The sequence below is a fragment of the Lysinibacillus telephonicus genome (genome assembly GCF_039654155.1).
GTDB lineage: Bacteria > Bacillota > Bacilli > Bacillales_A > Planococcaceae > Ureibacillus > Ureibacillus telephonicus.
On record NZ_CP155468.1, the window covers coordinates 3,808,706 to 3,833,761 of the forward strand.

The window sequence follows — 25,056 nt, forward strand, 5'->3', positions numbered from 1 at the left end:
TCCTGCGGGAAAAGCGTGACGGCCGATACCCCGCAGGAGCGTAGCGACGAGGAGGATTGGCCCACGCCCGCGGAAAGCGTCCGCCGAAACGGAAATCAACTAACTTATTCAAAAAGGGTTATTAATTTTATTTTAAAAGAAAAAAGACTGTAGGCAAACTCGAATTTTCGAGTTTGTCTACAGTCTGTAAGCTCGTAAGAATCCCATTCTTACGAGCTTTTTTTATTTCCCTGTCCCCCTCTTCAACTCAATCTAAGAAGTAAACTTTCTTCACATTTCTTCTAAAAGGAATTTAATTAGTTTTACATTATACTCGTTCTATATTATAATAATTATAAATTAATAAGAATTATAGTTTAAATGAAAACTGTTATCATTGTTGATATTTAAATAATTTGATATTGATATTCATTATCAGGAGGAGGATATGATGGATACTTCTAATCGAGAAAACGATGTTCTAATTGAGAAAATTAAGGAACATGGCGAACTGATTGCCGCTCTGTTATCAGGATTGCTTATATTGCTTGCATGGAGATTGGAATCTAGTGGCCTAAATACAGCGGCAATTATTTCATACTTAAGTGCATTTATTATCGGTGGCTACGCAAAAGCAAAAGAAGGCATTCTTGAAACCATTCAAAATAAAACATTAAATGTTGAATTATTAATGGTATTAGCTGCAATTGGTTCTGCAATCATTGGCTACTGGACTGAAGGGGCAGTATTGATCTTTATCTTTGCACTAAGCGGTGCCCTTGAAACGTATGCAATGAATAAAAACAAGCGTGAAATTACAGCATTAATGAATCTACAACCTGAAGAAGCTTGGTTAGTTCGAGGTGCCTTTGAGCCAATAAAAGTTGCTGTTTCTTCCTTAATTGTTGGGGATCATTTGTTAATAAAACCCGGCGAACGCATTCCCGCCGATGGACAGATTCTAAAAGGAACATCTACTATAGACGAATCTGCCATAAGTGGTGAATCCATGCCTGTAACAAAACAAGCTGGTGATGATGTCTATGCTGGAACAGTGAACTTAAATGGAACTTTAACTATTAATATGACAAAACCAAATTCAGAAACATTGTTCCAAAAAATTATTACGCTTGTTCAATCAGCTCAGAGCGAAAAGTCACCATCTCAACAATTTATCGAAAAATTTGAGGGTATATATGTTAAATTTGTTCTTTTAGCTGTTGCTTTAATGCTGTTCCTGCCTCACTATGTACTAGGCTGGGATTGGACAACAACATTTTATCGAGCAATGGTTCTTCTAGTTGTTGCATCGCCTTGTGCACTTGTTGCATCAATTATGCCTGCAACCTTAGCTGCCATTTCAAATGGAGCAAAAAATGGTGTTCTCTTTAAAGGTGGTTTACATCTAGAGCATTTAAGTGTTCTTAAATTGCTTGCAGTTGATAAAACAGGCACTTTAACTGTTGGGACTCCTGTAGTAACAGATATTATCGTACGTGAAGATTTAGATAAAACAAATACAATTGCAACTTTAGCGTCCATTGAATCACAATCAAACCACCCACTCGCACAAGCTATTTTGAAATATTCAAAGGATCATAATATCAACACTATACAGGGGATTGATATTGAAGATGTTCCTGGGTGGGGTTTAAAAGCAAAGTTTGACGGACATAGCTATATTGTTGGAAAGCCCGATTTTGTAGGTCGGAAAGAGGCTCAAAGCTTTGCTAGTGGAGCTGCTGAAAAACTTGCTGAAGAAGGAAAGACAGTTATTTTTATGCGTGACGACCTAGGAATTGCAGCACTTGTTGCGATGAAAGATACTGTGCGTGAAGAAGCAAAACAGGCTATTAAATTATTAAAAGAGTTAGGAATTCACGTTTCAATGCTGACTGGGGATAATGAAAAAACGGCAAAAGCAATAGCTAAGGAAGCTGATGTAAATGAATACATTTCAGAGTGTCTACCTGAAACGAAAGTAAATTATATAAAAGACTATTTAGCAAAATATAAATATGCTGGAATGGTAGGCGACGGTATCAATGATGCCCCTGCGCTTGCAACTGCAACAGTCGGCATCGCAATGGGTGGAGGTACTGATGTTGCATTAGAAACGGCAGATGTAGTCTTAATGAAAAATGATTTATCAAAAATTGCCTATGCTGTTCGATTATCCCGAAAAATGCAGCGTATCGTAAAGCAGAATATTATTTTCTCTATTGCAGTAATCGCCCTTTTAGTCTGTTCAAACTTTTTACAATTAGTTGACTTACCATTTGGCGTTATTGGTCATGAAGGAAGTACAATTTTAGTAATATTAAACGGCCTTCGCATGTTAAATTCAAAAATATAAAATTAAAATGACCCAAAATATTGATTTTGGGTCATTTTTTATGTTGACGCTAATTTTTTCCGTTTCTCAATTTTGGCTAATTTTCTTTTCTGCATTGAGGCATTTAATAATCCACCAAAAATTAATATCATACCAGTCATATATAGCCATAGCATTAATAAAATAACACTAGCAATACTTCCATACGTTGAAGCAAAATTGCCAAAATTATTTACATAGTATGAAAATGCATAAATTAACACCAGCCAAGAAACAGTTGAAAAAATAGCACCTGGTAAAACACTTGTGAAATGTAATCTAGGATCTGTATTTGGAATAATCCAGTACATTAAAACCAATATAATAAAAATTAGTATCGGCGGCAGTATCCATTGAACAAATCTCCAAAATTCAGCAAATGTTTCTTCTACTCCTAAATAGTTAAACAGCGATAGCGCGATTTGATGCCCGAATATAGGAATTAGTAATACCATTAAAATTACAAGTACAAGTGAAATTGTAAAAACTAATGACCACGCACGGTTGATTATACTTAGCCTTGCCTCTGCCTCATATGCATCATTTAAAGTTTTAATTAGTGCATTTACACCTCTCGAAGCTGACCAAATTGTTCCGATAATACCGATTGATAATAATCCTCCGCCATTATGAGTCGTTAAAATTTCAGTCAATGTTCCTTGTGTTAGTAAAAATACTTCAGTTGGTACAATCGTCTGAATAAAGTCGAAAACATAATCTTCATTTAAATCTAAGTAAGGCAATAGCGTTACAATGAATATTAATAAAGGAAAAAATGATAATAAAAAGAAGTAAGCTAATTGAGCACCCATTCCAGATATATCAACATCTCTCATACGAACGATTAAATCTTGAAAAAATCCCTTTACTGTCGTTACATCAATATTGGATTTATCAGGTGCAATAAAAGTTTTTATAAAAGATAAAATTTCATTTTGAGATTCCTTATTGTTTTTACTCAAAATTAGCTCCCCCCTTTATTGAAAAGTGCAAGCACCCTGCTGGCATCGGCGAACGCTGCTTACCATATCAAACCGTCAATTTATTTGCATCAAAAGTGAAATTTGCATGATTTACGCCGTTGCGAGCCCAAATTAGAAGACAGAAACACAAATTTTCAACCGAGGTCAAATCACGCTCTTAAGGGCTGGGGGCCTTGTGCCAGACATTCTTCAAATTATTTTGTACTTTATTGTTCAGAAAAAGATCATTATTTTTCTATCACATTATTTGTAAACGCGTTTTTTGTATCACTAACAATATTTTGAATTGTATTTGGCAGCTCTTTTACCTCTTCTATTTTGTGAACAATCGTATTTATATTATCTGAAGCATTATCGTACAACTCCTGTACTTCATCCAATTTTTCTTCAATTATATGTTGTAACTCATCTTTATTCTTCGCATAATAAATGACAGTATCTTTTACTTTTTTCGACATCTCAATTGTATGTTCTCTCGTTTTGCGGTCAAACATACTAATTATCGCTCCTGTTAGTGCACCTATTACAATTGATTTGAATAATTTACTCTCACTCATCATGTTTTCCTCCTAAAACTTTTTAAAACATTAAAATAGTTATATTAGATTTCTTATCATTACCATGATATATAAATTTTTACGTTTTTTAAAGGGAACGTCCCAAATTAGGTTGACACGAAGCGTATGTAATGAAATGATAAATCCGTATAATTGAAAGGTAGGGCGATAAAAAATGAATTTATCAAATCCATCAAGAGAAAATGTCATCTTTATGATTGAACAAATAAAAGAAAAACTTCGAATGGTTAATGTCGATGCTATGAAATCTGAGCATTTTAATGATGAAAATTATGAAGATATTTTATATCTTTACGAAATGGTGATGAAACGCAATACATTCAGCCCTAGTGAAATGCAAGCAATTGTTTCTGAACTAGGTGCACTACGTAAATAATAAAGGCAATCTGCACTCTTTAGACATATGTGAACGGGGTGTCAACTCAATTCTAGGCAACAGGGTTTATTTTGTTTGAAACTTGGCTGTTTCCCCCTTTGACACATAAAGGAGCTTTAGATCATCCGACTCGATTGTTCTTACTATAGACTTTCAAAAAAGAAGTTTCCATTGATAAAAATATCAGTGGAAACTTTAATTTTTAAACTATTTATTTTTGTTTAGGGCAATAGCGATTTCTGCGCCAATTTTGGCATTGTTTTTTACAAGTGCAATATTTGCCTCCAACGATTTTCCTTCTGTTAATTCTTTTACTTTTCCAAGTAAGAAAGGCGTAACTTCTTTACCTTGTATACCTTTCTCGTCTGCCTCTTTTAACGCTTGTTCAATAATTCCGTTAATAAAGTTTGCATCTAATGCATCTTCTTCTGGTATTGGATTGGCAATAACTGCTCCACCTTGCAAGCCTAACTCCCATTTCGCTCTCATCATGTCTGCAACTTCCCGGGCAGTATTTATTTGGAAGTTTACATTAAACTTACTTTCTCTTGTATAGAACGCAGGCAATTTATCAGTTCCAAATCCAACAACAGGAACGCCCTTTGTTTCTAAGTATTCTAAAGTTAGTCCTAAATCCAGAATTGATTTTGCACCAGCACATACAACCGCAACATTTGTTTGTGCAAGTTCTTCTAAATCTGCCGAAATATCCATTGTATGTTCTGCACCGCGGTGTACACCACCAATACCACCTGTAACAAATAGCTCAATTCCTGCTAGTTCAGCAGCAATCATAGTAGCTGCCACAGTTGTAGCTCCAAGTTTTTTTGTCGATAGTAAAAATGCTAAATCCCTGCGAGAAGCTTTTGCAACATCTCTTGCATTCCCGAACATCTCCAACTCTTCATCAGTTAAACCAATTTTAATTTTCCCGTCTATAAGTGCAATTGTTGCAGGTACAGCACCTTTGTCTCGAATAATTTGTTCAACTTCTCGTGCAGTTTGAACATTTTGAGGGTAGGGCATACCATGTGAAATAATTGTTGATTCAAGAGCTACGATTGCCAGCCCTTTTTCCTTTGCCTCGATTACTTCTTGAGAAAATGATAAATATTTTTCCATTATGAATTCCTCCAATGTATTAATTCTTGTGGTGATAAATCTTGCCTAACAGTTGTATCTGACTGCAATGTTTTTGCAGCATTATAAAGTCCAAATTCCACTGAGTCATGTAAGTGTTCTCCACTTATTATCCCATGTATAAAAGCACCTACAAAAGCATCTCCAGCACCTGTTACATCTACAACTTTGTTTACTTTAGCTGCTTTAAAATGAATGATGTCATTATGATTTCCAACAATAACACCATGCTCGCCAAGTGTTAAAATGACGTTACTTGCTCCTCTTTCAAGCAATTTCTTTACTGCAATAAAATAATCATCGTTATTTTGAATACGAATATTTAAGTAAATTTCTGCTTCATCACGATTGCAAATAAAATACGTTACTCCTACTAAATCAGGCGGCATATTTTTCATTTTTGGAGCTGATACTGGGACAATAATAAAAGGCATTTTTTTTAGATAGGCTATATTTTTCAAATAGAGTACAGTTTCTTTAGGACAATTTAAATCCACTATAATGCACTTTGCATTCATTAAAACTGCTTCATGTTTTTTTATTACAGCTGGTTGAAGCTGATCATAGATTGCCATGTCTGCCATCGCTAGGATGAGTTCCCCACTGCCATCTAAAACTGCGCTATATGATCCTGTTTTATTTTTGGATGTTTTCTCAACTAAATCTAAATTAAAAAATGCTTTACTTTGTTGTTCAATAGTTACCGCATCCTGATCTTGTCCAAGTATTGTCATAAGTTTTACTTCATTACCTAGACGACCTAGATTTTCAGCAATATTTCTAGCTACACCTCCAACACTTTCAGTTACTGATGCTGGATTTGAGGTACCATACTGAACACTTCCTTCAAGATGGAATTTTCGATCCACATTTGCTCCACCAATTGCAACAATTGAATTTTTTTCAGGCAGCACATATGCTCTTCCAACAACTTCGCCTTTTTTAATAAGTCCTGAGATGATATTTGCTAAAGCTGGTCTTGACATATTCAACTGTTCAGCCATTTCCTGCTGTGATAAAAAAGGATTGTTTTTTATTAACTGGAGAACAAGTTGTTCCTTTTCATTCACGTCCAACCCACCTTTATATAAACATTTGTTTAAAATTATAAACTTTTGTTTTGTTAAAGTCAAAATAAAAAAGAGCGTTAAAAAAGTCTTTGAAACGCTCTCTTAGGAAACAATGTAAATCATATACTGCCTACAATAAAGGGGCTAGTCAGAAACTATCTGATTAGCCCCTTGGGTTTAACTATTCATCCTCATTTTCTGCGGAATTTTCCGGTTCAACTAGTTGTTGAATTAAAACTTCCACACGGCGGTTTTGTGCTCTGCCGGCTTCTGTATCATTTGATGCTATTGGATTATATTCACCATAACCCTTAGCGCTAAAATATTTAGGATCTAATTGCGGATTACTATCCATAATTAGTTTCATAAGGTTTACTGCACGCATCACAGAAAGTTCCCAGTTTGATCTAAACTCCGCATTATTTTGAGGTACGTTGTCTGTATGACCCGTTACAACTATAAATCTAGGAGGATCTAATTGTAAAAGTTTAGATAATTCTTCTGCAATTGATATATAATCCTGTTTTACATCTGCTTTACCCGAGTCAAACAGTATACTATCTCGAATTGTTATTAAAAGACCTTCGTCCGTTATTTTTGTAGCGAATGTGCTTTCTAGCTCGTTTACTGCAATGAAGTTATCAATGCGTTCTTGAATTTCCTTTAATTCTTTTTGATCTTGAATATAGGCTGCTTGTTGTTCAGAAACACCATCTGTTATGGCAGTTGGATTCTGTATAACAGAAGTATGATCCATAAAACCTGATGAGCCTTCAAAAATTTCAGTAAATACTTGAGACATTTGCTCCATTTTTGCTTGGTCAATAGAGCTAGAAGCAAATAATACAATAAATAGGGCTAATAAAAGGGTTAATAGGTCAGAATATGGTAAAAGCCATGATTCATCAATATGTTCATCATGCTTCTTCTTTTTAGCTTTCTTTGCCAAGACCGCCCGCCCCGCTTTCGTTTAATATTTGTCGGCGCTCCTCCATTGTTAAGTACGAAGCTAATTTTTGTTCGATTACACGTGGGGCTTCACCTTCTAATACGGATAAAATCCCTTCAATCATTAGATGTTTTTGTTTTACTTCCTCTGCGGACTTTCTTTTTAATTTATTGGCAAATGGATTCCATAAAACATATCCAGTAAAAATACCAAGCAATGTTGCAATAAAAGCAGCTGAAATTGCATGGCCTAAAGCATCAATATCACTCATATCTTTTAATGCTGCTATTAAACCTACAACAGCGCCAAGTACCCCAAGAGTTGGGGCATATGTACCAGCTTGAGAAAAAATTTGTGCACCACTTGCATGACGTTCTTCTAGAGCTTCTACTTCTTCTGTTAGAACATCGCGGATATAGTCTGCATTTTGTCCGTCAATCGCTAATGTTAATCCATTTTTTAAAAATGGATCTTCAACCTCTGCTGCTTTGCTTTCCAGTGCTAACAATCCTTCACGGCGAGCTAAATCAGCCCATTGTGAAAATAGTTTAATAATTTCTATATCACTTGCAAGCTTCTTTTCAGTAAAGAGAATTTTAAATAACTTTGGCACTCTCTTTAACTCTTTCATAGGAAAGGCGATTGTTACTGAAGCTATTGTACCTAAAATAATAATTAAAAATGCAGCGGGATTTACTAATGAAGCTAAACTAGCTCCTTTTAACACCATCCCAACAAATACAGCAATAAATCCAAGTACAATCCCTATTATCGTTGATAAATCCATATACGTACCTCCAAAATATTCAACCTATAATATTTTTCGACATTCTTTCAAATATTTTTACTTTCTTATCACTAAGTATAATAGGACTTATCTATTTTTTCGACGCAATATTCGTTTTTTCTTTATAAATTCGACATTTTGATTACATTGAATCAAAAATTTCCTATTTTTATATTTTGAGGGTGAGAATTATACGGAAATAGGTAATTGTTTTGATTAAATAGTATTATTTTAGAAATATAAATCCATTATCTAGGTCATATTATCTAGATTTATAGTCATAGTGTTCAAAAATTGATATTTCAGCTTTTTATTAAATGAAAGGGGTAACTTCATAACAACAATTCTTAAATTTGCCAATATTATTTTCTTTAATAGGCTACAAAAAATAAAGATATATAGTATAATAGTATTCAATGACATCTGTTAAATAGAAAGGAGTCTAACAATGGGCTTATATATTTCTACTGTTGCTGGTTTATTTGCAGTTATTATGATTAGTATGGCAATGTTCATCCACTATTTACGTATTGGTTTAGATTCTTCATCATCTGTAAGAGTTGATCCTAAACCAAATGAGAAATTTTAATAAATAACTAGTCGACAAACTCTAACGGCGAGTATTGTCGACTTTTTTGTATATAATAGTGTTAGGTTAAATGATTGGGGGATGTGAAGAAATATGGTGTCTTCTTTAAATGAAATTTTGAGCTTTAATGATTCTTTTGTAAAATTTAAACAATACGAGCCTTACATAACATCAAAATTTCCTGATAAAAAAATAGTTATTTTAACTTGTATGGATACACGTTTAGTTGAGCTTCTGCCAAAAGCAATGAACATGCGCAATGGTGATGTGAAAATTGTAAAAAGTGCAGGAGCTCAAGTCAGCCATCCATTTGGAGCAATTATGCGAAGTATATTAGTCGCTGTATACGAGCTGAAGGCAGATGAAGTGTATATCATTGGCCACCATGATTGCGGCATGAGTGCAATCGACCCAGAAGTTATGATTGAACATATGATTGAACGTGGTATAAATAGCGATATTGTAAACACGGTAAAATACTCGGGAATTGATTTAGTTGAATGGCTTCGTGGCTTCGGTGATGTTTCGACAAGTGTATTAAAGAGTGTCGATATTATTCGTAATCACCCATTAATGCCAAAAGCTACACCAGTTCACGGACTCATCATGGACCCAAGTACAGGTAAGTTAGATTTACTATCTGATGGAAACAAGTACCTAAGTGATAATGGCATTACAACATCTACTTCAACCGAATAACAAAATCAAAACAGGTCTCGCCTTGCGAGACCTGTTATTTATGTCGATATTCATCTCTTAGCAGCGAATAAATGTAATGATCTTCCCATACGCCATTTATATAGAGAAGCTCTCTTAAAAGCCCTTCACGAATGAAATTTGCATTTTCTAATACCTTAATTGAGCCGTTATTTTTGGGTGACACATACGCTTCTATACGATTCAGTTTTACTGTGCTAAAGGCAAATTGGACAACTAGATTAACAGCCTCTGTAGCTATCCCTTTTCGAGTGAATTTTTCATCGACTGAGTACCCTATAAATGCACTATTATATGGGAGCCTTTTAATAGCGTATAAAGAAATATGCCCGATTAATTTATTGCTTCCCTTTGGATAGATGCCGAAAGAATACTCTCGGTTTGCACGAAGTAAATGTATGCTTTCTAAAATTTTTTTAAATTGTGCTTCCTCCGTGTAAAATTCTTCTTCATGCAAAGGTTCATGGGTTGCCCAAAAGTATTTATTGTTTCGCATTAGTTCTGCTAAACTTTTTGCATCGGACTCCACAAAGGTGCGCAAACACAATCGGTTTCCTTCAAGCCTTATCACACTATCACCCTTTTTATGTAATAAATTAAAAAATTTTCTCACCATCGTGTATACCCTAATGCCTTTCCCCGAGAATTTACGTATAAGGACAACAGTTATTTTGTCATTTAATTTTATTTATTGTCTATATCATCTTGCATATTTCCCAATTGGTCACTTGCTAAACTTTTAGCATGATCATCTTTTTCCTCAATATGATGATATGTGATATTTAGTCCACGTCGCTTTAATTCTGTTTCAACATGTTTAATTGTTTCTTTTAATACTTTTATGCGTGCATAGTTTTTATTATTTCCGGGAATTAATATCCACGGTGCATTTTTACTATCCGTCTTCTCAAACATTTCATCTGCAGCTATCACATAATCATCGAATTTGCTTCTATTTCTCCAGTCTTCATCAGTTAATTTCCAGCTTTTATAAGGATCAGTTTGTCTTGCTTTAAAGCGATTTAATTGTTCATCTTTGTCAACATGAATCCAAAATTTTAGCATAATATATTGTTCTTCTGTTAATATTTTTTCAAATGAGTTAATTTCATTATATGCTCGGTTCCACTCTTGTTCTGATGCAAATCCCTCAAGTCGCTCTACTAATACTCGGCCGTACCATGAACGATCGAATATTCCAATCTGACCGTGCTGAGGTAATTTTCTCCAAAAACGATGCAAATAATGATATCTAAGCTCATGCGGCTGTGGCGCTGAAATTGGATGCACTAAATAACCTCGTGGATCAAGTCTTTGGGTGAGTCTTTTAATTGCTCCGCCCTTTCCTGCTGCATCCATCCCTTCAAATGCTATAATTAAGCCGATTTTGTTATTGTATAAAAACTGTTGAATGTTTAACATTTTGTACTGTAGTTGTTTTAATTGTTTCTTATACTCTTTCTTCTCAAGTTTTACATCAAAATTTAACTCACTTATTTTCTTCATCGAATTCACCCCTTTTATGTTTATTTTTATTTTACAAAAATTTGTATGTTTTTGGTATCTGTTGTTCAATGTTATGTAAATGTATATAATTTTATAGAAAGGAGAGGAATGTATGCGTCAAATAAGCATAATTTTTATTGCACTCATTGTAGCCACTATTTTTACTATTAATGCGTTTTGGCTGCAACTACAAGGGGCTTCAACCATTGACATCATAAACCGTTTACCTATTCTATTTGCACCTGCAAATTATGTTTATTACATATGGTTTCTTGTCTTTATATTTCTTTTCCTATGGATTAAAAACTATCTGCCTTTACGCCAATCAGATCAGTTTATTACACCAGTGCAAACAATTTTATTTTTGTGCACAATTATTTTCCAAATCACTTCTCTTTTAAATTGGCATAATGGCCTATTAATTGTGTCATTGATATTGTTAACGCTACAGCTTATATCGGTGTTTGCGTTATATTTAACATATCCATTAAAAAAAGAGATGCTGAAATTAAGACTTCCAATTGCTATTTATTTTAGTTGGACTACATTTTTATTTATCCTGCATATATGCTACTTATTAGTAGACTACAGTTGGCGGGGATTTGGTTTAAGCAGTGCGTTATGGGCCGTCATTATCATGACAATCGGTACTGCCATTGCATTGCATCTGCGTTTCCATCATTTTGACATTGCCTATCCAATTGTCTTTATTTGGTGTTATATTGGCATTGCCATTGGAAATGGATTTGGAGAGTTATTAGTTACTACCGCAGCGCTTTTTCTAAGTGGTGTCATGATTGTCGGTATACTTTTTATGAAAAAAAATCCTGTGCACTTGAAGTAATATTCAAGAGTACAGGATTTCTTTCTGAAGTGAAGTGACATGTAAAATATCGCTCTTGCAGATGAGCAAATTATGACGCTTCCGTTTTTTAGTCTAGCTGTGTAATAATAATTGGTTTATCTTTTGTAACAATAACAGTATGTTCTATTTGAGCAACTAGTGATTTATCAGGTGTAATAAATGTCCATCCATCACCAGCTTCAATAATATGCTCTGCCTTTTCTGAAATAAATGGTTCTACTGCTAACACCATTCCTTCTTTCATAATCGTTGAATCCCAAGCATCAAAATAATTTAAAACGTGATCTGGTTTTTCATGTAAAGAGCGTCCTACACCATGACCAGTTAGGTTCATAATAACAGTTAAACCGTGGTCTCTTGCTTCTCTTTCGACTGCTTTACCAATTTGATTTAGTTTTGAGCCTGCTTTTACTTTTGTCATTGCACGATCGAAAGCTGACTTTGCAACCATACATAATTTTTCTTTTTCAGGGTGTCCATCACCGACAACAAATGAAATACCTGTATCTGCAAAATAGCCATTATACGAACCGGATACGTCGATATTGACTAAATCTCCTTCGTTAATTACTTTGCCGCTTGGTATACCATGCGCTACTTCATGATTGACACTTATACATGTATATCCAGGAAAATCATATTCACCTTTAGGGCCTGAAACTGCACCAGCTTCTGCAAACATGCGGCCAGCGATTTCGTCTAACTCTTTAGTAGTGATGCCGGGCTTCGTAGCTGCCTTCAATGCATCACGTATTTCGGCACAAATGCGTCCAATTTTTTTTAATGCCTCTAATTCTTCTTTTGTTTGTACAATCATTGTAAACGTCCTTCCTATTTACATTTCACTATATAATATACCATATTTGAGATTAGATATTTGGGCATCTGCTTCTATTAATTTATTTATGGAGAATAAAACAGATTTATTCTTTTTTAAACTTAAAAAGACGTCCTAAAATTATTGTTGAACTAATACCATAAAATTGGTATGAGCAACGTATAATTAGGACGTCATATTTTAATTAGTTCTTAAAAGTTTTGGGGCTGATGTAAAGATTAGAGAACCCACTATTGATGTTAGAATAATTGCAGGTATCATATAAGATCCGTTGTAAATGATTGTATACAACCACACATTTTGATCTCCCGCATATTCTTTAAAGAAAACTGCCCCAGCAATTGAGTGTGCAGCATATCGAAGCAATCCGCCCATAGTCGTACCAAGCACGATATAGAGGCTTATTTTCTTTTTATCTAAATTTTTTGCTGCTTCTAAAATTTGTGTACGGAATATCCCTGCAAAACCAACAACTGAAAATGCAACAATATAGTCTAGGAATCCTTGTACCCAATGAAGAACATAACCGCCTAACGCAATTTGAATTATTCCAATTAATAATCCAGTAATAACTCCCGCTGATAATCCCCAGCGAATAGCCATTAATAAAATCGGCAGCATGACAAAGCTAATAGAACCGCCTTGAGCCCAAATGGAAAACGATATTTTATCCAACACAACCCCAATTGCAGCAAAAATTGCAATTTCAACAAGCATTAGTAATCTTGATTTGTTCATAACAACTCTCCTCTCTTTTATTCCGATGTAGAACAACATGAGAAGGAATAGAAATCTAGAAAAATATTTACTCCAGTTGTAGATTTGCATACACAAAAATACAAAAATGGCGCCAGGACAGAGCCTGACGCCAGATGGAGTCGGTTTCTATCCACATCCCTACGCAAGTGTTAACTTACAGGTTCAAAGGGTTAGTGCAATACGTGCACAATCTCAGCTGACTTCATCAGCCCCCCTTGTGGGTAATACATCATATTTAACTGTTAGAACAAATTTATTGTATCAAAGTATGTGACTTTTTCAACTAGGATTTTTATTATTTTTCCAATTGAAACCATTATGAATGTTTTTCCGTATATAAAGTATCTTGGATTTAGAAAAGGAGATTCTATGGAACAGAATAAAGTACTATCTGCCCTATGTTACATTAGTTTGTTGTTCGCACCTTTTTTATTACCTCTAATTGTCTATTTTGTCGTTAAAGACTCGGAAGTGAAATTCCATGCGAAACGGGCATTTTTATCTCATTTAATCCCTGTGGTATTCTTGATTTTAATATCACTCTTCGGTGTTATCGGGATGTTTTCATCATATTATTATGATATGAACAGTTTTGCATATATCATATTTGGATTAATGGCTGTCTATATGATTATTTCAATTGCATGTATTATTTGGAATATTATTCAGGCAATTCGTGTTATCCGCTAATATCTAAAATAATAAAAAACAGAATGATAGCTATGAATAAAAGTGGTTTGGAGTAAAAAAGCGCCAGCATGAGTAGTGCTGGCACTTTTTTCGTCCGATTAAACTATTAGTTCCATATAAAACCACACTGAAAGAAATAGTCCTAACGAATTTTTATATTCTCTTAGAATAATTTTTTATTTCACAATAATTGAAGTTTTACTATAGCCTTCTTTTAATTTTTCTACTTGTAAAATAGCTGGCATTGCCGCTTTCAACTCCGAAACATGGGAAATGACCCCAATCATTCTACCCGACTTTTGAAGATCTATTAATGTATCAATTGCCTTCATTAGCGATTCTTCATCAAGGGAACCAAATCCTTCATCAATAAACATCGTATCAATTTTCACATTCCCTTGGAAGCTTTGAATGACATCCGCCATTCCTAGGGCTAGACAAAGGGATGCATTGAATTTTTCTCCTCCAGATAGAGACTTTACATCCCGTGACTGCCCTGTATACGTATCATAAACATCCAAGCTTAAGCCACTTTGACGTCCATGGGATTCCTGCCGATCTGAACATTGCAAATAATACTGTCCATTGGATAAATTTCGCAGTCGAATATTAGCAGCCTCTGTTATTTGCTCTAAATAGCCCATTTGAACATATCGCTCAAAGGAGATTTTCTTGCTATTTTGACCACGCAGCAAATTGTATAAATCTACAATTTGATTTGAAACTTCCTCTAATTGATATATTTCGTCGACAATTCGATCAAGCTTCTCAGAGAAGTCGATGCAATTTCGTTCACATTCTTTCGAGAAATTTAATGTTTCATGAGCTTTTTCTCTTACAGCTTCTAATTCTGCGAGTTGTTGCTCTTGTAATTTCAAGTCAACCCTTTCTTCTCCTTTTAACAGCTTGCCCTCTTCTTCCACCTGTATCTTTAAGGCATGAAGCTCATTTGTGTATTGGACATATTGCTGTTGTAAAAGCTGTTGTTCACTTTCGCTACGAATAGAAGCTTCGAATTGTTTATAATTCGCAAAACCAGCAGCAGCCATGGATTGTTTAAATTCTTCTTTTGCTTTTTCTAGGTTTTCTTCTAGTAGCTTTAATTGCTGCTCGGTATGTTTTAATGCCTCTTCATTTGTAGCTTGATTTTTTTCAGCTTGTTGTAATTGTTTCTGAGCACTTTCCCATCTTTGCTGCAAGTTATTTTTATTCTGCTCTGCTTCCACTAGTGCTTGCTTTACTTGAGAAAGCTGTTGGAAATGTGAAGGAATAAGTGATTTATATTGATCTAATACAGTATTTTCTTTTATAAGCTGTTGCTGTTTTTGTCTATATATATCTTCAACTTGTTTTCTTTGTAGATCCTGCTGCTCAATCATAGCTTGTAGTTGCTTTAACTGTTTTTTATATTGAGCAAGCTGTTCTGATTCAACCTGTAATTGCTTTACATATTCATTGATTTCGTTAAATTTATCTATAAATTGTTGTTGCTCATCTATTGGTGCATTAAGACGTTCCAGTTCATTTTGATATTGATTTAGATGTGCAATTGATGCATTAACATTCGCCTCAGCCGTATACTTGTTTTGTTCAGCAGCTGATAGATTGGTTTTCATTGCCTTCAAAGCTTTTTCGTCGATAACATCTACATGTTGGCGGTCTAATGTAATATGTTCAGTACTTCCACAAACAGGACAGGGTGAACCGGGCACTAAGCTGGCAGCCAATATCGCCGCCTGATTATTTAACCATTTTATTTCTTCTAAATCGTAAGCTGTTTTAGCTGCATCATACTCTTGAGATGCATTAATATATTGCTCTTTTAGTAGATTCACTTTTTTCGTAAGTTCATTATAAGTTGTAAATGTATTTACTACTTCACGTAAATGGATTTGCTGTTCCATTGCATGATTTAGCTGTTCGTTTCTTATTTCAAGTTGCTCAATTTGCTTATTTAACTTTGTCATCTTCTCTTTTTGCTGCTGAAGCTGCTGTTCTATCTGTTTAAAAGAAGTAAGTGCTTGATTTACTTCATTTTGCAAAGCCTGAACAATGAACGTTTGTTTTTCAACTTGCTCAAAAAGAGGGAGTAATTTTTGTAATTCGAGTACTTGTTGTAAGGAAGCATCGCGTTCATTTTGCTTTAAAAGTTCATTTTGAAATATTTCCTTTGCAACTGTTAATTGTTGTATTGCGTTTTCTAATTGTTGCAAGACTACTTGTAATCGTTGTTGCTGTTGTTGTTTTTGTTCATGTAATGTTAAGCATTGTTCATTCAAAGGCTTGATTCTACTGGCACGAATTGCTGCTTGATATTCATTGTTTATTTGTTCAAAATAAGGTTTTTGTTGCTCGATTTCATGCAGTTTTTGTACTTTCTTTTCATATGCATCAATTCGTTCATTTAAATTTCGCTTCGCTACGATAAACTCATATTTCTCTTTATATTTTCCTGCAGCTTCATCATAGCTTTTTTGATCTTCTTTTATTTTTTGTTGATAGTATTGGACCTCTTCATCGAGCGCATCCTGAATTTGATAAATGTTTGAGTTTTGATTAAGTACCGTAAACAGTAAGGATTCACGCTTTGGCAACGCCCCTTCAATTTGTGCAATATAGCTATTTTTTAACAAGCGAGCTTCATTTAACTTTTGTTCAGCCTGTCTCTTTTTCTCTTCTAACCTTTGCGTTAGCTCTCCATAGCGATTTGTTTTAAAAATTTTTCGTAAAATTTCCTCTTTATTATCAGATTGAGAGGTTAATAATTTACGAAACTCTCCCTGCGGCAGCATGACAATCTGATTAAATTGGTCGTATGATAAGCCGATTATATCTTCAAGCTTTTGGTTAATATCTGTTATTCTTTGCCGTTCAACAACTGGAAGCTCTTGACCGTCTCGTATTTCAAACAACTCATATTTTTCACCAGTTGCACTTTTACGCCCTTCTTTAACATGAGGAAGCTGACGCAGCACACGATAGACTTTTCCGTGGATTTCAAAAATTAGTTCCACTGCAGTATGGACATGGTCTTCTGCAAAATCGCTTCGCATCATTTTTGTGTCTTTACGATCTTGTCCACTGCCAAACCCGAATAACGCAAAACAGATGCCATCAAAAATCGTCGTCTTCCCTGCTCCAGTTGAACCTGAAATAACAAACAGACGATTATTTTGAAGCTCCGTAAAGTCAATTACTTCTTCGTTTTTATACGGACCAAATGCTCGCATTGTTAGTTTAAGCGGCTTCATTTCACGATCACCTCTTTACCTTCACGTTCTTCTGCCAGCATTTCCTGAAGAACCTCTTCAAATAGTTGCTGTGTATAATCAGTTGGTTCTGTTCCCAAAATTTCTTTATGGAACGCTTTAAATAGACTGCCCTCATCCATCTGTTCCCTTCGAACGATTTCTCCATTTTCAGCGTCTTCTAATCTCGGCAATGCTTTTCGTTCAACATGCATTGCATTTGGATAAACCGTACGAATTTGTTCCATCGCTCCAACAACAGGCGTTAAATCTGTTAAACGAACAAATACGTAATCCTCACTAATTCCATGTTTTAAAATATCTTGAATTGTTCCTTCAATAATGCGCAAATCTCTAAGTGGAATGAAGGGGCGTTTTGCAACCGATACTTGTCCATCCTTATTTAAATCAACAATTAAAAAACCTTTTTCGTGGTTTGCTTCAGAGGCAGAATATTTTAAAGGAGAACCTGAATATCGAATTGTTTCATTTAGAACATAGTGTGCCTTATGTAAATGCCCTAGTGCCGTATAGTGGAATGGCTTAAAGTACTCGGCGTTTACACACTCCGAGCCCCCTATTGCTAAAGGACGTTCTGAATCACTCGTATTGTGCTCTTTTTCTCCATACGGTGTGACAAAGGCATGTCCAATAAAAACATGTCTCTTGGATTTGTCCATTTTCTCTTCAATTATTTGAATAACTTTTTTCATCGCTTCATCATATGTAGTAACTGCGTCATCCTCAAATATATTTTTAACAGTGGATGGTTCTACAAATGGTACTAAATGAAAATGGACTTCTCCAAACTCATCGTTCAAAATAATTGGTTCGATGCTTTTTGAAAGCTCACCAATAATATGCAGTCCGCTTTCCTGCATCAACTTGCTGCCAAACTGTAGACGTGTCGGGCTATCATGGTTTCCCGCAATACTTAGTACAGGTACTTTTCTTTTTAAAACAATTTCTGCTAACGTCTCGTCCAATAAATCAACTGCTTCGACAGGAGGAAGTGCACGGTCATATAAATCCCCAGCAATTATCACGACATCCGGCTGTTCTTCATCAATTGCTTGTAAAAATTGCTGTAAAATATAGCGTTGGTCATCTGTCATATAAACCCCTTGTACAAGCTTACCTAAATGCCAATCTGCGGTATGGAATATTTTCATTTACATCGACCTCCATGTTTCGATTTTTTTCTATTGTATCATTTTTCAATAAAAAAAGCCCACTTCACACGAACAAACATTCGTGAAAAGTAAGCTTATTTTACTGGAAATTTTTTATTACTTTACTTAAAATGCCCAATTCCCTTTTCGGAAAATCGGCTCTTCAGTACCGTCAGGCAGGACGCCGTCAATATCCATTTCCCCGCTGCCAATCATAAAATCAACATGAGTAACAGAAACATTTATTCCAAGTGACTCTAGTTGACCGTCCTGTAGTTCGCGTCCACCTTCATAGCAAGTAGGATATGCTTCACCAATTGCTAAATGGTTTGAAGCATTTTCATCAAAGAGAGTATTGTAATATAAGATACCTGAAGTTGAAATTGGCGACTCATGAGGGACAAGAGCAACTTCCCCTAAATAGCAAGATCCTTCATCCGTTGCAATTAATTCTTGCAATAAATCATTCCCGACTTCAGCCTCTGCCTTCACAATTTTCCCTTTTTCAAACGTCAGCGAAAATTTATCGATAATATTCCCTTGATATGCTAACGGTTTCGTATTGCTTACAACACCGTTTATCCCATACTTAGAAGGTAGTGTAAATACCTCCTCAGTTGGCATGTTGGCAATAAATGTCGTTCCCTCAGGAGTGTTGCTGCCGCCTGAAAGCCAAACATGTTTTTCAGGAAGTTCTATCGTTAAGTCTGTACCAGGAGCCCTGTAATGTAATTTTGTAAATTTTTTGTTGTTTAGTTGCTCTGCACGTTTTTCTAAATTATTAATATGATGACGCCATTTTTCTACAGCATCACCTTCACCAATGCGCACTGTTTTAAAAATTGCCTCCCATAATGCAGTCATCTGTTCGCTTTCCGATAAATCTGGAAACACTTTTGCAGCCCATTTTTTCGATGGTACTGCAATAATCGACCAAGCGATATCATCATTCATAATTGCTTTACGGTAACGAACTAAAGCATTTCCCGCAGCTTTTTGCTGTGCTGAAATACGGGAAGTTGCGATTCCTGCTAAAAGGTCAGGATCCTCTGCATCAATCCATAAAAGAGCGCCCTTTCGTTCTATTAACTCATCGCGTTGAGCGACAATCCATTTTGGATATTTATTAAATTCTTCTTCTGCACCATGTTCATAGAACTCACGAGTAAAAACAGGGTCTGTTAAATTCACTTGAACTCTGCCTGCACCTGCTTCATAAGCTTTTTTCACAACAATTCTTGTAAAATCAAGGGTCTCTGTTGATGTATTAATTAGTAAGTATTGACCTTTTTGAATGTTAACGCCAACTTTTACTGCCAGTTCAGCATATTGTTCCAACTTTTCATCAAACGTCATCCTATTTCCCTCTCTTTTGTAAAACTGTTTTTGAATTGCCCTCGATTACTTTTCCTTGGTGCCAAATTTTCTGCACTGGTTTAACATTTATTTCTCGTGTTAATTTCTTATATGTTTTTTCATCTTTATAGGAAAGCAATGTTAAAACTTCTCCATCAGCTCCAGCTCGTCCTGTACGGCCAGAACGGTGGGTATACTGCTCGATTGTACGCGGTGCATCTACATGAATAACGTGTGTCAAACCACCTATATCAAGGCCACGTGCTGCAATATCTGTTGCAATTAAAATGCGTGCATCTCCCTTACGAAATGCATCTAAAGCACTTTTACGTTCTTCCTTTTTCATATCTGAGTGGAGAGTTACAATTTTTGCATCCTTATATTTTAATTTTGTTTCTTTCATTAAAACTTGATCAATATTATTAACGAATGCTAACCCACGCAGCTCCTCAATATTAGCAAGACGTCTTAACATTTCTGTCTTATCGCGTTCTTCTACTTTAATAAACGAATGAACAACTTTTCCAACTTGAACCATATCTTCAGGTTTAATCTCAATATTAATCGGTTCAAACATCATACGGCTTGCTACCAGTTTTATTTCATCAGTTATTGTCGCCGATACAACAACAACCTGTCTACCATATGCAGCACCTTCAATAAACGATTTTATTATAACGCGGTATTCACGGCTAAGAAGTTGATCACATTCATCTAATACTACAATTTGAATTTCTTTTAATTTTAATTTATTTGATCTTGCCAATTCATTTAAACGTCCTGGTGTTCCAACAACGATAGTTGGTTTTTTCTTTAATTTTTCAATTTGACGAGCTGAGTTTGCTCCACCTATTAATTGCTGAACAGTAATATCTGTGCCAGTTGTCCATTCACGAATTACTTCAACAATTTGCATAGCAAGCTCTTGTGAAGGTGCAACGATTAGTGCTTGCGTTTGTTTTTTGCTTCCATCTACCTTATTTAAAATCGGCAAAACATATGCAAGAGTTTTACCAGAACCTGTCGGCGATTGTGCAACAATGTCTTTTCCTTCAAGCATTGCTGGAATCATTTCCTCCTGCACTTTCATTGTATCTTCAAATTTCCATTTATTTTGTAATGTTTCGTTTAACAAACTAATTACTGACATTTTTTACCCACCTTTAGTTACTTGCGTTTAGTGTACCATAATTTAGTCATTTATACCTTGAAAAGCAGAGGCTGCACGTTTTGGCTCTATATGTGCTAAGAGACTACCGCCAAACACAGAAGGAAGTTGAATAGACACGAGAGCAGACGTGCGCAGCTAAACACTTTCCCAAAAATTAATACTTGCCATTCAGTAAAAAAACCTGCCTATTAAAAGGCAGGCTTAAACTCTTACAGGGTTATTCAGTTCATATCCACATGCAACAATTGCACTTTCTGCTAGGACCATTAATGAATCGATATAGCGATCATTTAATTTTAAATCTTTGTTTACAATTGAAAGCTCTGTACATCCTAAAATTATTTTGTCGCATTGTAATTGCAGCATTGCCTGCTCTATCACATTCCATTGATAAAGCGAAACTTCTCTTCCTGCCTTTACATAATCGTAAATAACTGACATAACTTGCTTTTGTATTGCTCTATCAGGAATAACGGGTTCAATTCCTTCCTCAAGCAGCGCTTTTTGATAGACAGCTGAAGCCAACGTACCATCTGTTGCTAAAATTCCAACACGTTTTGCTCCTAAACATGCTGCACGTTTTGCTGTCTCACGAATCATATGCAAAACAGGTACTGGAGAAGCTAATTGTAATTCATCATAAAACGTATGTGCAGTATTACAAGGTATACAAATTAAATTTGCTCCTGCATTTGCAAGCTTTACTGCATCATTTATTAAATACGGAACTGGATTTTCATTCGTATTATCTAAAATATACGCTGTCCGATCTGGAATAGTTGTATCATTATCAATAATTGTATGAACATGCTCTTGATCTTTAGAAGCTCTTGTACGGCGAACAATCATTTCACCAATAAACATCGTTGCTAAAGGACCGACGCCACCAATAATACCTAATGTTTTTCTCATTCTTCCAAACCTTTTTTATTAAAGTATTTTTTATATTTTCGGTAATAATTTAAATTGTTTAACGTTAGTTTAACCCAACGCTTTAAATTCATGTCTTCTTTATAAAACAAAGAGTTTGTCCACTTTCCTTGACGAATTAAGCTTTTTGCTTCAATTTTCATTTTTTCATTTGAAGCATATTTAAATAAAACGCCTTTCGGGATAATCATCCATAAGTGCTTATTGTTAGCATATGTTAAATCTTGTTTTATGTTCAACATACGATCATCTGCAACATATTTCATTAAGTTATAACCCGCTGCTGTAACGTAGTAGCTTGAGCGGCCGTTTCGCAAATTAATTTCAAAGAGCTTATATTCTCCGTCACGCACGTCATACTTCATATCGAAATTGGCAAAACCAGTATAACCGATATCTTCCAAGAAATAGCGGACTTTATCCATTAATTTTTCATCATGTGTTGTAATAATTGCTGCATAGCTTCCAATTCCTTCAGGTGAATGCTCCTCTAAAATTGGATTTCCTAAGCACATTAATTTTACTTTTCCGTCTTTCCCAACATATGCATTAAGAACACGCATATACGAATCATCGCCAGGAATAAATTCTTGAACAATCATTGTATCTTGATAAGAAGAACTATAAATTGCCTTTAAAATAGCAGTCTTTTCTGCTTCATCATTGGCAACAAATACTTTCTTTTTCCCTGGGAACTTACAAGCCCAATAAGCAACTGAATTGGATGCCTTTAAAATTATTGGATATTCAAAAGGCGGTGTAAAACCTTCGTAATTATCTGCTGTAACAGTTGTTGTTCCAGGATATTTGAAATTATATTTCTCACACATTTTGTAAAAGTTTTCTTTTAACAAAATTTGATCCATTAATGTTTCATCGATATATGGTACTGTAAAGTATTTTTCTAATGCAGGTTTATTTTTAATAATTAATTTTGCATAATCATCCCCACATGCAAGCAGCAATAACTTTTTATCTGGGTACTGTTTTGCAATTTTTTCAAGTGCAGGTACAAACACGTCTTGTTGATTTAAATTTGCAACTTCTTGAAAGTTTAAAATGCGGCTATTTTGAGTTGCAGTTAAATGAGAGCGGCCTAATACAAGCGGCTTTAATCCATATGCTTCATAGAAAGCACGCGCCATGCCGTATGCGTTCATGTCAGAACCTAATAATATTGGTAAAAATGGTTGTTCCATTGTGTTTCAGCTCACTTTAGTTATTTTGTATAGAAGATAGTTTAACACATTTTGTTAGGTTTTTAATAAGCTAGGCAGCTAAAATTTTCTTTACTTTTTATAGACGTTATATTTACCTATACAATGTTATACAGGCTTAAAATCTATGCTGTTACACTAATCCTATTAAACGGTGCATTTTTTATCGAAATGCAGGGGCTTATGTAGTCTGTGGTAGAGTTTAGTCACCTATTTTATACATTCCTATTCAGTTAAAAGGTCCTATCTAAGATGATTCTCCTACCATCTTAAATAAGACCTTATCATTCTAGAATGTTTCTTTTACCCATTCAGTAAATAAATTGTAATCATAATTTACTTGTACCTTATAGGTCATTGCTGAAAAAGAAAGCTGCTCTTTAAATGCATCGAAATTCTTCCCAATCGCATCTAATATTTCTTCTTCACTTTCATGTGTAAATAGTTCATGTTCTGTATCTACATCGGCTCTTGAATGAATTTTCGCAGTAACTCTGCCCATTATTTCCAATACTGCATCAAAATCTTCGACAGTAGCTAATTGAGAAGCTTTTACCTTCTTCTTATATGGTGATCGTTCTCGAACGTAAAATTCCCTTCCATCCATAGTTAGATAACCTAAAAATGGGTCTTCTAAGTGATGCATTGCCTTTTGTGTAGCGACTACACGTTTTCCTTGATGCTCGTATTTTCCCCAAAATTTATCCCTGTATGGCAAAAAGTAGGCTGGAATTGGTGTTCGAACTTCCTTTACTTCAAGAACTAAATCATCTTCACCATTTAATTCGTTTTCTCCTTCTATTAAAATATAATATCGATCAAGTCCTATTGAAGCCGTTCCCGTACCATGTTTAATAGCAATATCCTTGATTGTATAGTATGAAATATCCTTTTGATCTTCCTGATCTAGTGAATTAAAATAAGACTCTGTTAGAGACTCCAGCAATTTCCTTTCCTCCACATTAAGAGGTTGGATTTCCTCTGACCATGAAAAAACACGTTTATTTTCCTCATTGAGGATTGTAATGTCTTTCAATAAATGTTCTCTTTGTCTTTTTGCCAGCTTTTTTAATAATTTTTTAATAGGACCTTTAGTATTGTTTTCTGTAAAGGTTAAAGTGAAAGGATCATCTTTCCCTTTCTTAAATCGTTTCAATTGATCATAGTATGCATCTAAATATGTTTCAATTCTTCCTTTTTGCTGCTCCTCTGATAGACCTTGTGCTTCGCAATATAAAGCAATACTTGTAGCCATGCGCAAAACATCATATAAATAAGAGCCAATATAGCCTTCATCAAAATCATTTACATCGTAAACGATTTCCCCTTTTTCATTTTGAAAGGCGCCAAAGTTTTCCATATGCAAATCCCCTTGAATCCACGTTGGCTTATTCTGATCAGTATGATAAGGAAATGGGATTTTTGTCATATCATAATAGAATAAATAAGCACTTCCTCTGAAAAAACGGAATGGACTTTCCATCATTTTCGTGTACTTCAATTTCCGTTTCTCACGATCAAGCCCCATACATTGATCATCAAATTCATTCAAAATGGTTTCAATTACATACTTGCGCAGCACATCTCTTGTATCTTTTACACGGTGAATTAAAGTTTCCATACAATTCTCTCCTGTCGTTATTCTATTAGTTATTCATTATACTCTTGTTAATAGTTTTTTTGGGAATAACCTATGAAAATAATGTAATATATTCCACCAATTGGTCACAACAAATAAAAAAAGAGCAAAAAATACAACTTT

Annotated in this window: 23 protein-coding genes and 1 riboswitch; of the genes, 6 read left to right on the forward strand and 17 right to left on the reverse strand. The window is 34.9% G+C overall.

Translation table 11 applies throughout. The features are described from left to right. Positions 1–430: 430 nt before the first annotated feature. A complete protein-coding gene (locus MKY04_RS18540; protein WP_126293979.1) occupies positions 431–2,335 on the forward strand; it encodes a heavy metal translocating P-type ATPase in 1,905 nt (634 codons plus the stop codon). A gap of 38 nt (positions 2,336–2,373) precedes the next feature. Here MKY04_RS18540 and MKY04_RS18545 read toward each other — a convergent pair whose 3' ends face one another. Then, a complete protein-coding gene (locus MKY04_RS18545) occupies positions 2,374–3,315 on the reverse strand; it encodes a YihY/virulence factor BrkB family protein (protein ID WP_126293978.1) in 942 nt (313 codons plus the stop codon). Positions 3,316–3,563: 248 nt separating this feature from the next. Further along, positions 3,564–3,893 carry a YtxH domain-containing protein gene (locus MKY04_RS18550; protein ID WP_126293977.1) on the reverse strand — a complete coding sequence of 110 codons (330 nt, stop codon included), beginning with the start codon at positions 3,891–3,893 and terminating at the stop codon, positions 3,564–3,566. A 175-nt stretch (positions 3,894–4,068) separates the two neighbouring features. On the opposite strand from MKY04_RS18550, the gene MKY04_RS18555 reads away from it, so the two are divergent. Continuing rightward, positions 4,069–4,290 (forward strand): DUF1128 domain-containing protein, encoded by a 222-nt coding sequence (locus MKY04_RS18555; protein ID WP_126293976.1) that lies wholly within the window; start codon positions 4,069–4,071, stop codon positions 4,288–4,290. 207 nt (positions 4,291–4,497) lie between these two features. On the opposite strand, the gene MKY04_RS18560 is transcribed toward MKY04_RS18555, so the two are convergent. The 4 genes from MKY04_RS18560 to motA all read right to left on the reverse strand — a co-directional run bounded on the left by MKY04_RS18560 (position 4,498) and on the right by motA (position 8,236). Beyond that, a complete protein-coding gene (locus MKY04_RS18560; RefSeq protein ID WP_126293975.1) occupies positions 4,498–5,412 on the reverse strand; it encodes a pseudouridine-5'-phosphate glycosidase in 915 nt (304 codons plus the stop codon). Further along, positions 5,412–6,500, reverse strand: coding sequence for a PfkB family carbohydrate kinase (locus tag MKY04_RS18565; RefSeq protein ID WP_126293974.1), 1,089 nt, complete (start codon positions 6,498–6,500; stop codon positions 5,412–5,414). Before MKY04_RS18565 ends, MKY04_RS18560 begins: the two co-directional genes overlap by 1 nt. 181 nt (positions 6,501–6,681) lie before the next feature. Beyond that, the gene (gene motB / locus MKY04_RS18570) at positions 6,682–7,449 is read right to left on the reverse strand and encodes a flagellar motor protein MotB (protein WP_126293973.1); all 768 of its coding nucleotides are present in this window, start codon (positions 7,447–7,449) and stop codon (positions 6,682–6,684) included. Beyond that, positions 7,433–8,236 carry a flagellar motor stator protein MotA gene (gene motA, locus MKY04_RS18575; protein WP_126293972.1) on the reverse strand — a complete coding sequence of 268 codons (804 nt, stop codon included), beginning with the start codon at positions 8,234–8,236 and terminating at the stop codon, positions 7,433–7,435. The genes motB and motA overlap by 17 nt, the downstream gene beginning before the upstream one ends. A 448-nt stretch (positions 8,237–8,684) precedes the next feature. Here motA and MKY04_RS18580 point away from each other — a divergent pair, with 448 nt between their 5' ends. Both MKY04_RS18580 and MKY04_RS18585 read left to right on the forward strand, forming a co-directional pair. Further along, positions 8,685–8,825 carry a hypothetical protein gene (locus MKY04_RS18580; protein WP_346234918.1) on the forward strand — a complete coding sequence of 47 codons (141 nt, stop codon included), beginning with the start codon at positions 8,685–8,687 and terminating at the stop codon, positions 8,823–8,825. A gap of 96 nt (positions 8,826–8,921) precedes the next feature. Continuing rightward, the gene (locus MKY04_RS18585) at positions 8,922–9,524 is read left to right on the forward strand and encodes a beta-class carbonic anhydrase (RefSeq protein ID WP_126294006.1); all 603 of its coding nucleotides are present in this window, start codon (positions 8,922–8,924) and stop codon (positions 9,522–9,524) included. Between the two features lie 34 nt (positions 9,525–9,558). Here the strand turns inward: MKY04_RS18585 and MKY04_RS18590 are convergent, their stop codons facing one another. After that, positions 9,559–10,158, reverse strand: a complete 600-nt coding sequence (locus MKY04_RS18590) for a GNAT family N-acetyltransferase (RefSeq protein ID WP_185807683.1) — start codon at positions 10,156–10,158, stop codon at positions 9,559–9,561. Positions 10,159–10,226: 68 nt separating this feature from the next. Continuing rightward, positions 10,227–11,048, reverse strand: a complete 822-nt coding sequence (locus tag MKY04_RS18595; protein ID WP_126293970.1) for a polyphosphate kinase 2 family protein — start codon at positions 11,046–11,048, stop codon at positions 10,227–10,229. A 112-nt stretch (positions 11,049–11,160) separates the two neighbouring features. Between MKY04_RS18595 and MKY04_RS18600 the strand changes: the two genes are divergently transcribed. Continuing rightward, positions 11,161–11,892, forward strand: a complete 732-nt coding sequence (locus tag MKY04_RS18600) for a hypothetical protein (RefSeq protein WP_346234919.1) — start codon at positions 11,161–11,163, stop codon at positions 11,890–11,892. A gap of 88 nt (positions 11,893–11,980) precedes the next feature. On the opposite strand, the gene map is transcribed toward MKY04_RS18600, so the two are convergent. Then, positions 11,981–12,730, reverse strand: coding sequence for a type I methionyl aminopeptidase (map, locus tag MKY04_RS18605; protein WP_126293969.1), 750 nt, complete (start codon positions 12,728–12,730; stop codon positions 11,981–11,983). A gap of 201 nt (positions 12,731–12,931) precedes the next feature. Beyond that, positions 12,932–13,489 (reverse strand): energy-coupled thiamine transporter ThiT, encoded by a 558-nt coding sequence (gene thiT, locus MKY04_RS18610; protein ID WP_346234920.1) that lies wholly within the window; start codon positions 13,487–13,489, stop codon positions 12,932–12,934. Positions 13,490–13,628: 139 nt separating this feature from the next. Next, a riboswitch (TPP riboswitch) is annotated at positions 13,629–13,736 on the reverse strand. A gap of 143 nt (positions 13,737–13,879) precedes the next feature. Between thiT and MKY04_RS18615 the strand changes: the two genes are divergently transcribed. Next, entirely contained in the window at positions 13,880–14,200 is a 321-nt protein-coding gene (locus tag MKY04_RS18615; RefSeq protein ID WP_126293967.1) for a DUF4870 domain-containing protein, read from the forward strand. A gap of 176 nt (positions 14,201–14,376) precedes the next feature. Here the strand turns inward: MKY04_RS18615 and MKY04_RS18620 are convergent, their stop codons facing one another. The 7 genes from MKY04_RS18620 to MKY04_RS18650 form a co-directional block, all read right to left on the reverse strand. Further along, the gene (locus MKY04_RS18620) at positions 14,377–17,451 is read right to left on the reverse strand and encodes an SMC family ATPase (protein ID WP_346234921.1); all 3,075 of its coding nucleotides are present in this window, start codon (positions 17,449–17,451) and stop codon (positions 14,377–14,379) included. Then, positions 17,448–18,620 (reverse strand): exonuclease SbcCD subunit D, encoded by a 1,173-nt coding sequence (locus MKY04_RS18625; protein ID WP_346234922.1) that lies wholly within the window; start codon positions 18,618–18,620, stop codon positions 17,448–17,450. Before MKY04_RS18625 ends, MKY04_RS18620 begins: the two co-directional genes overlap by 4 nt. Positions 18,621–18,746: 126 nt before the next feature. Beyond that, positions 18,747–19,976, reverse strand: a complete 1,230-nt coding sequence (locus tag MKY04_RS18630) for an aminopeptidase (RefSeq protein WP_346234923.1) — start codon at positions 19,974–19,976, stop codon at positions 18,747–18,749. 1 nt (position 19,977) lies between these two features. Next, positions 19,978–21,126, reverse strand: coding sequence for a DEAD/DEAH box helicase (locus MKY04_RS18635; RefSeq protein WP_346234924.1), 1,149 nt, complete (start codon positions 21,124–21,126; stop codon positions 19,978–19,980). 222 nt (positions 21,127–21,348) lie between these two features. After that, a complete protein-coding gene (locus MKY04_RS18640; RefSeq protein ID WP_346234925.1) occupies positions 21,349–22,059 on the reverse strand; it encodes an aspartate/glutamate racemase family protein in 711 nt (236 codons plus the stop codon). Then, complete coding sequence (locus tag MKY04_RS18645; protein WP_126293961.1) at positions 22,056–23,276, reverse strand: ATP-grasp domain-containing protein; 1,221 nt, start codon at positions 23,274–23,276, stop codon at positions 22,056–22,058. The genes MKY04_RS18640 and MKY04_RS18645 overlap by 4 nt, the downstream gene beginning before the upstream one ends. A 307-nt stretch (positions 23,277–23,583) precedes the next feature. Beyond that, positions 23,584–24,915, reverse strand: coding sequence for a DUF2252 domain-containing protein (locus tag MKY04_RS18650; protein WP_346234926.1), 1,332 nt, complete (start codon positions 24,913–24,915; stop codon positions 23,584–23,586). Between the last annotated feature and the right edge of the window lie 141 nt (positions 24,916–25,056).

Bases quoted from the DNA above. Each gene is read 5' to 3' on its own strand.
- MKY04_RS18595 (WP_126293970.1), bottom strand. From the start codon at position 11,048: ATGAAGAAAATAAGTGAGTTAAATTTTGATGTAAAACTTGAGAAGAAA.
- MKY04_RS18555 (WP_126293976.1), top strand. From the start codon at position 4,069: ATGAATTTATCAAATCCATCAAGAGAAAATGTCATCTTTATGATTGAA.
- map (WP_126293969.1), bottom strand. From the start codon at position 12,730: ATGATTGTACAAACAAAAGAAGAATTAGAGGCATTAAAAAAAATTGGA.
- motA (WP_126293972.1), bottom strand. From the start codon at position 8,236: ATGGATTTATCAACGATAATAGGGATTGTACTTGGATTTATTGCTGTA.
- MKY04_RS18620 (WP_346234921.1), bottom strand. From the start codon at position 17,451: ATGAAGCCGCTTAAACTAACAATGCGAGCATTTGGTCCGTATAAAAAC.
- MKY04_RS18615 (WP_126293967.1), top strand. From the start codon at position 13,880: ATGGAACAGAATAAAGTACTATCTGCCCTATGTTACATTAGTTTGTTG.
- MKY04_RS18640 (WP_346234925.1), bottom strand. From the start codon at position 22,059: ATGAGAAAAACATTAGGTATTATTGGTGGCGTCGGTCCTTTAGCAACG.
- MKY04_RS18550 (WP_126293977.1), bottom strand. From the start codon at position 3,893: ATGAGTGAGAGTAAATTATTCAAATCAATTGTAATAGGTGCACTAACA.
- MKY04_RS18630 (WP_346234923.1), bottom strand. From the start codon at position 19,976: ATGACGTTTGATGAAAAGTTGGAACAATATGCTGAACTGGCAGTAAAA.
- MKY04_RS18560 (WP_126293975.1), bottom strand. From the start codon at position 5,412: ATGGAAAAATATTTATCATTTTCTCAAGAAGTAATCGAGGCAAAGGAA.
- MKY04_RS18590 (WP_185807683.1), bottom strand. From the start codon at position 10,158: ATGGTGAGAAAATTTTTTAATTTATTACATAAAAAGGGTGATAGTGTG.
- MKY04_RS18635 (WP_346234924.1), bottom strand. From the start codon at position 21,126: ATGTCAGTAATTAGTTTGTTAAACGAAACATTACAAAATAAATGGAAA.
- thiT (WP_346234920.1), bottom strand. From the start codon at position 13,489: ATGAACAAATCAAGATTACTAATGCTTGTTGAAATTGCAATTTTTGCT.
- MKY04_RS18540 (WP_126293979.1), top strand. From the start codon at position 431: ATGGATACTTCTAATCGAGAAAACGATGTTCTAATTGAGAAAATTAAG.
- MKY04_RS18600 (WP_346234919.1), top strand. From the start codon at position 11,161: ATGCGTCAAATAAGCATAATTTTTATTGCACTCATTGTAGCCACTATT.
- MKY04_RS18625 (WP_346234922.1), bottom strand. From the start codon at position 18,620: ATGAAAATATTCCATACCGCAGATTGGCATTTAGGTAAGCTTGTACAA.
- MKY04_RS18580 (WP_346234918.1), top strand. From the start codon at position 8,685: ATGGGCTTATATATTTCTACTGTTGCTGGTTTATTTGCAGTTATTATG.
- MKY04_RS18645 (WP_126293961.1), bottom strand. From the start codon at position 23,276: ATGGAACAACCATTTTTACCAATATTATTAGGTTCTGACATGAACGCA.
- MKY04_RS18650 (WP_346234926.1), bottom strand. From the start codon at position 24,915: ATGGAAACTTTAATTCACCGTGTAAAAGATACAAGAGATGTGCTGCGC.